The 5,537-nt window shown below is 73.1% G+C and carries 5 protein-coding genes and 1 pseudogene; 3 read left to right on the top strand and 3 right to left on the bottom strand.

The window, feature by feature from the left end:
* Nucleotides 1-171: 171 nt before the first annotated feature.
* From AB8A24_RS03380 to AB8A24_RS03370, 3 genes are all read right to left on the bottom strand, one after another.
* Nucleotides 172-1,635, bottom strand: a complete 1,464-nt coding sequence (locus AB8A24_RS03380) for an SPFH domain-containing protein (protein WP_328962799.1) — start codon at nt 1,633-1,635, stop codon at nt 172-174.
* A gap of 127 nt (nt 1,636-1,762) precedes the next feature.
* Complete coding sequence (locus AB8A24_RS03375) at nt 1,763-1,999, bottom strand: hypothetical protein (protein WP_266483943.1); 237 nt, start codon at nt 1,997-1,999, stop codon at nt 1,763-1,765.
* A 23-nt stretch (nt 2,000-2,022) separates the two neighbouring features.
* Nucleotides 2,023-2,946 carry a DUF3027 domain-containing protein gene (locus AB8A24_RS03370; RefSeq protein ID WP_030727732.1) on the bottom strand — a complete coding sequence of 308 codons (924 nt, stop codon included), beginning with the start codon at nt 2,944-2,946 and terminating at the stop codon, nt 2,023-2,025.
* Between the two features lie 328 nt (nt 2,947-3,274).
* Here AB8A24_RS03370 and AB8A24_RS03365 point away from each other — a divergent pair, with 328 nt between their 5' ends.
* The 3 genes and pseudogenes from AB8A24_RS03365 to AB8A24_RS03355 all read left to right on the top strand — a co-directional run.
* Nucleotides 3,275-4,630, top strand: coding sequence for an MFS transporter (locus AB8A24_RS03365; RefSeq protein WP_328962798.1), 1,356 nt, complete (start codon nt 3,275-3,277; stop codon nt 4,628-4,630).
* Nucleotides 4,631-4,820: 190 nt separating this feature from the next.
* Entirely contained in the window at nt 4,821-5,312 is a 492-nt protein-coding gene (locus tag AB8A24_RS03360) for a DUF2771 domain-containing protein (RefSeq protein ID WP_150257960.1), read from the top strand.
* Nucleotides 5,313-5,325: 13 nt separating this feature from the next.
* A pseudogene (locus tag AB8A24_RS03355) lies at nt 5,326-5,537 on the top strand (futalosine hydrolase); the annotation flags it as partial.

Below are 5,537 nucleotides of genomic sequence, written 5' to 3'. Positions count from 1 at the left end.
GACGGCGCCGCGCCGGAAACACGACGGTTCGGCGCCCGCGCCGCTGCCGGGGCTCCGCCCCGGACCCCGCTCCCCAAACGCCGGAGGGGCTGAATCGGCCTCCCCAGGCGCTGAAATAGCGGCCGGGGGCGCCGCCGGGGCCGCACACGCCGGAGGCGCTGGAGCAGCGGGTTACTCCTCGTGGATCGGGATGCGGCCGTTCACCGGCGGGGTGGCCGGGGACGGAGTTCCCGGGGCGGGGGGCCGGCCCATCGAGGCCAGGAGTTGGCGGGCCACGCCCAGACCCGTGCCGCCCATCGTCAGCGCCTTGGCGAACATCTCCGACATGCCCTCGGCCCCGTTCAGCAGGACCATGTGCTCCACGTTGCCGAAGGCACCCGCGCCCGCCTCCACGATCGCCGGCCAGTTCTCGGCCAGCTGCTGCGCGACGACCGCCTCCTGGTTCTCCGCCAGCGCGGCGGCCCGCGCCTTGATCGCTTCCGCCTCGGCCAGACCGCGGGCCTTCGCCGACTCCGCCTCCGCCAGGCCCCGCGCCTGCGTGGCCGCGGCCTCCGCCTCACCCGTGGCCCGTGTCGCCTTCGCCGACGCGATGCCCCGCGCCTCCACGGCCTGCGCGTCGGCGGTCGCCGCCGTCGTCACCCGCGTCGCCTCGGCGGCCGCCGCGAGCTCGGTCTCCCGGGCCTTCGCCTGCGCCGCCGAGATCCGGGCGTCGCGCTCGGCCTCGGCCCGGGTGCGGGTCTCGTACGCCGCCGCGTCCGCGGGCTTGCGTACGTCCGCCTGCAACTGCTGCTCGCGCCGGTGCGCCTCCAGCTCCGCGACCCGGGTCTCCTGGACGACGACCTCCTGGCGGGCGGCCGCCTCCGACAGCGGGCCCGCCTGACGGGCCGTCGCCGCCGCCTTGTCCCGCTCGGCCTGGTAGCCGGCCTGCAGGATCTCGCTGTCGCGCGTCGCCTCGGCCATCCGGGCGAAGGCGGCCTGCTCGGCCTCCGTGGCCAGCCGGTTCGCCTCGGCCTGCGCGATCCGCGCGTCCCGCTGCACGGCCGCCGCGTGCGGCATCGCCAGGTTCTTGATGTAGCCGGTCGGGTCCTCGATCTCGTGGATCTGCAGCGAGTCGACGATCAGGCCGAGCTTCTCCATCTCGGTACCGCAGGCCATCCGGGTCTGGCCCGTCAGCTTCTCCCGGTCGCGGATCATGTCCTCGACCGTCAATCCGCCCACGATGGACCGCAGATGGCCCGCGAAGACGATGTGGACGCGCTCGGGCATCATCTTCTGCTGGTCCAGGAAGCGGCGGGCCGCGTTGGCGATCGACACGAGGTCGTCGCCGACCTTGAAGATGACGACGCCCTTCACCCGCAGCGGGATGCCCTGGTGGGTGACGCAGTCCACGGACAGCTGGGTCTCGTTGAGGTCCAGGGACAGTTTCCGTACCGCCTGCACGCCCGGGAGGACGAGCGTCCCCCGCCCGGTGACGATCCGGAAGCCCATGCCCTGCCCGAGGCCCTCGGTCTTGTGCGTGGAACCGGAGATGACGAGTGCCTCGTTCGGTTCGGCCACCCGCCACATGAGCTTGAACAGGCCGATCAGAGCCACGATTGCGGCGAGAACGATACCCGCCACGACGCCGATAGCCATCGGCAACGCCCCCTTAGCGCGGTGCCGTTCGGCACCGACGAGGCCGAGTCTGCGCCTGTCGCGGCCCGGCCGGAAGACGCGGGCCGTGTCTTGTCGCCATCCTGATACGTACAGGTGGGACGGGGCGTCAGTTGTCGTAGGCGGCCATCACGTACACCGTGCGCGGCGGCAGGTACTCGACCACCGTCACCACCGTCCCGACGGCGAGCCGGCCGGTCCCGTGGACCGGATGGGCGAGGAAGTGCTCCGCCCCGCCCCGGATCCGGACGATGACCTCGCCCACCAGGCCGGGGCCGACCGTCCCGGTCACCCGGCCGGTCATCCCCACCATGTCCATGTCCGTGTCCGCGCCCGTGTCCCCCATGGGGCGAGGGTACGCCGAGCGGGCTACGAGTGACCGAGGTCCGCGGCCGGCAGGTCGGACTCCGAGACCGGCACCGATCCGCTGTCGGGGGTCGGTCGCAGGGTGAACTCGTCCGAGGCCATCGAGTCGAGCACCGGCGGGGCCGGTCGCAGCGGGGCCGGCATGACCGCGGCCTCCGAGTGGCCGCCGCAGCCGTAGGACAGCGACACCAGACGGCCGTCGGCCGGGCTGAACTCGTTCGCGCAGACGCCGAAGGCCTGGCCGAGCGAGCCGCCGATGGCCACCAGGAAGCCGCAGGAGACGCAGGACGCGGGCGCGGCCTGCGCCATCGGGGTCTTGGCGCCGAAGGACTCGTCCCAGCGGTCGGCGGCGGTGTGCAGCCCGTAGCGGGACAGCACGCGCGCCCGCCGCATGCCCAGTTCCTCGGCGACCGAGGTGATGGAGCCGCGTACGGGGACCACCGCGCGGTCGGTGACGTCGGCGTCCTCGGCCTCGACCAGTTCGGCCATCTCGGTGGAGACCACCGAGTTCGGCGGCGGGGTGTCCTCGCCCGACCAGCCCGGCTCCAGGCGCAGGTCCTCGGCGTCGGTGGGCAGCAGGTCGCCCGGGCCCATGTCGCCGGGGCGCAGCCGCTCGCTCCACGGCACCCACTCGGGGGCGAGCAGCGCGTCGTCGCCGGGAAGCAGCACCGTTTCGTCGAGGGTGACGTTCTTCGCGCGGGAGGCGCGGGTCACGGTGACGGCCCAGCGCCAGCCGCGGTAGCCCGGTTCCTTGGACTCGAAGAAGTGGGTGACGACGCGGTCGCCCTCCGCCACGGCGGAGACGTGCGCGCCGACCACTCCGGGGAAGGCGGCCTCCTCGGCCGCCGCGCGGGCGAGTTCTACCGCCTCGACGCACAGGCGGTCGGGGGTACGCGGGGTACGGCTTCGCGTCGTCGCAGCACTCACTGGTCTCGTTCTCTCCTACGCCGTCTCACGTGTGCGCCGTCCGTACTGTCGTCCACAACGACCCGTCGGTGCTGTCCGTACGTGGCACGGGCGGAGCGGACCAGAGGGCCGCGTCGACGTCCGCACCCGATCGGACTCCGGGCGCACCTCACTGCAACCCATTCTGCGGGATCACGAAGAGGCGCGCGGCCAGGAGCAACCGCCGGTGGCGCGCTACGCACGCTACCTCCTCTTAAGCCTCGGGCACACATGCAAGGTCCGATTCGCGGACAAGCCACCGGGTGCGCGACGCGCCGGGAGGCGCCCCGGGAGGGCCGGGTGGGGCACTATGTCGAGTGTGGCACCCGTACGGTCGTCCGACGACGGCTCGGGACCGGCCAGGCGGGCCGGCCGGGCTGTCGGGCGTGCGCTGCACCGTCCGGCGCGCGGGATCCGGCGGGCCACGCACGCGCACGGGGCCGGTGAATCGGGCCTCGGCAAGCTGATCGAGCTGCACGCCATCAACGGCGCCGGGGACATGCTGATCACGGTGGCGCTGGCCTCGACGGTGTTCTTCTCCGTTCCCACGGACGAGGCACGGGGCCGGGTGGCCCTGTACCTCGGCATCACGATGGCCCCGTTCACGGTGCTGGCCCCGGTGATCGGCCCGCTCCTGGACCGGCTGCCGCACGGCCGCCGGGCTTCGATGGCGGCCGCGATGCTGGCCCGCGCGCTGCTGGCGTTGCTGATGTCCGGGGCGGTGGCCACGGGGGGCATCCAGCTGTATCCGGCGGCGTTGGGCGTGCTGGTGGCGTCGAAGTCGTACGGGGTGGTGCGCAGTGCGGTGGTGCCTCGGCTGCTGCCGCCGAAATTCTCACTCGTCAAGGCGAACTCGCGGGTCACGCTGGCCGGTCTGCTGGCCACGGGCGTGGCGGCGCCGGTGGGGGCCGCGCTGAATCTGATCGGGCCGCAGTGGCCGCTGTACGGGGCCTGCCTGATCTTCGTGTGGGGCACGGTCGCGGCGTTCACGCTGCCGCACAAGGTGGACGAGGCCAAGGGGGAGCGCCGGGCGCGGCTGTCCACGCACGAGGCGCATTCGAAGCGGCCGGGCCTGCGGACGGTCAGCAGGTCGGTGCTGTGCGGGTTGCTGGCGAACGCCTCGATGCGTGCGCTGTCCGGGTTCCTGATCTTCTTCCTGGCGTTCCTGCTGCGCGAGCATCCACTGGCGGGGCAGAGCGCGGCGGTGTCGCTGGGCATCGTGGGTGTCTCGGCGGGCGTGGGCAACGCCTGCGGCACGGCGGCGGGCGCGTGGCTGCGGGCGCGGGCGCCGGAGGCGATCATCGCGGCGGTGCTGTGTCTGACGCTGGCCGTGGCGGTGCTCGCGGCGGTGTTCTTCAGCGGGCTGTTCATGGCCGTGCTGGGCGCGACGGCGGGCTTCTGTCAGGCGTTGGCGAAGTTGTCGCTGGACGCGATGATCCAGCGGGACGTGCCGGAGTCGGTACGGACCTCGGCGTTCGCCCGTTCGGAGACGCTGCTCCAGGTGGCGTGGGTGCTGGGCGGCGCGATCGGCATCGTGCTGCCGCTGAACGGCGTACTGGGGATGTCGGTCGCCGCGGCGATCGTGGCCCTGGGCACGACGATGGCGCTGCGCGGTGTCGCCGCGGCGCCCCGCCACCACAGCGCCTCCCGGCCGCGGGTCGCATGACCGCCTGCGGCACCGTTGCCGGGCTGGATTTTCCAGCCCGCCCGGCGTTTGAGGGCACGGGCGCGGAGCGCACGTACGGGGTCCGGGGCGGATCCCCGGCACGAGAGCCGCACCCGAGTGCCGCGCCGCGCCGCAGGCCACCGGTACCCCGTGCGGCGGCGCAGCCCACCGGCCCGATAGCCTTCGGCTCATGACCGCACCGCTTTTCTCGGGTAGGGCCCGCCGCAGCGTCGCGGCCCTCGGAGCCGTGTCCGCCGGCCTCCTCCTCCTCTCCGCCTGCGGCGAGAAGCCGACGCCGCTGGCGACCGTGACGGTCGGCACCTCGTCGGTGTCCGCCGAAGCCTCCTGCCACAACGACGGCAAGGAGCTCTCCATGGACCAGGTCCAGGAGTGCCTCACCAACCTCAAGAACCCCAAGACCGTCGAGTACGCGCGGGGCGACACCCTGCGTCTCGGGGTCGAGCCGGAGATCGTCGAGGACGGCAAGCGCTGGTCGGCGGTCCTGGACGGCCAGCCGATCACCGAGCCCTCCTCGAACACCTACCGCAGCTTCCCGGGCGCCGACGTCTTCGCGACCGGCGGCCAGGGCGAGGCCCCTTCCTCGAAGAAGCTGGCGTTCCTGCAGATCGCCGAGGACGGCAAGCCGCTCGCCGTCTGGTCCTTCAACCTCAAGCTCAAGTAACCGGGCGGCAGCGGTGCGCGCGCTCGTCGTGACCGCGGTGGCGGCGGAGGCAGACTCCGTCACCACCGGGCTGACCCCTCATCCGGACACGTTCGGTCCTGAGCCACGCACCTTGCCCCTGGGGTATCCCCGGACGAAGTCTGGGGAGGGCTATCTCATCAACCGCCGGGACCTTCCGGGCATCGCCTTCGACGTGCTCGTCGGGGGCGTCGGTCCGGCGGCGGC

Origin of the sequence: Streptomyces sp. BF23-19 (assembly GCF_041106355.1) — a bacterium.
Taxonomy (GTDB): Bacteria; Actinomycetota; Actinomycetes; order Streptomycetales; family Streptomycetaceae; genus Streptomyces; species Streptomyces virginiae_A.
Note: the sequence above shows the minus strand (reverse complement) of the source record. Positions and strands in the feature narration are given on the sequence as shown.

What these genes read in the sequence shown, in the direction of transcription:
- AB8A24_RS03365 (WP_328962798.1), top strand. Translation starts at nt 3,275, where the DNA reads ATGTCGAGTGTGGCACCCGTACGGTCGTCCGACGACGGCTCGGGACCG.
- AB8A24_RS03360 (WP_150257960.1), top strand. Translation starts at nt 4,821, where the DNA reads ATGACCGCACCGCTTTTCTCGGGTAGGGCCCGCCGCAGCGTCGCGGCC.
- AB8A24_RS03375 (WP_266483943.1), bottom strand. Translation starts at nt 1,999, where the DNA reads ATGGGGGACACGGGCGCGGACACGGACATGGACATGGTGGGGATGACC.
- AB8A24_RS03380 (WP_328962799.1), bottom strand. Translation starts at nt 1,635, where the DNA reads ATGGCTATCGGCGTCGTGGCGGGTATCGTTCTCGCCGCAATCGTGGCT.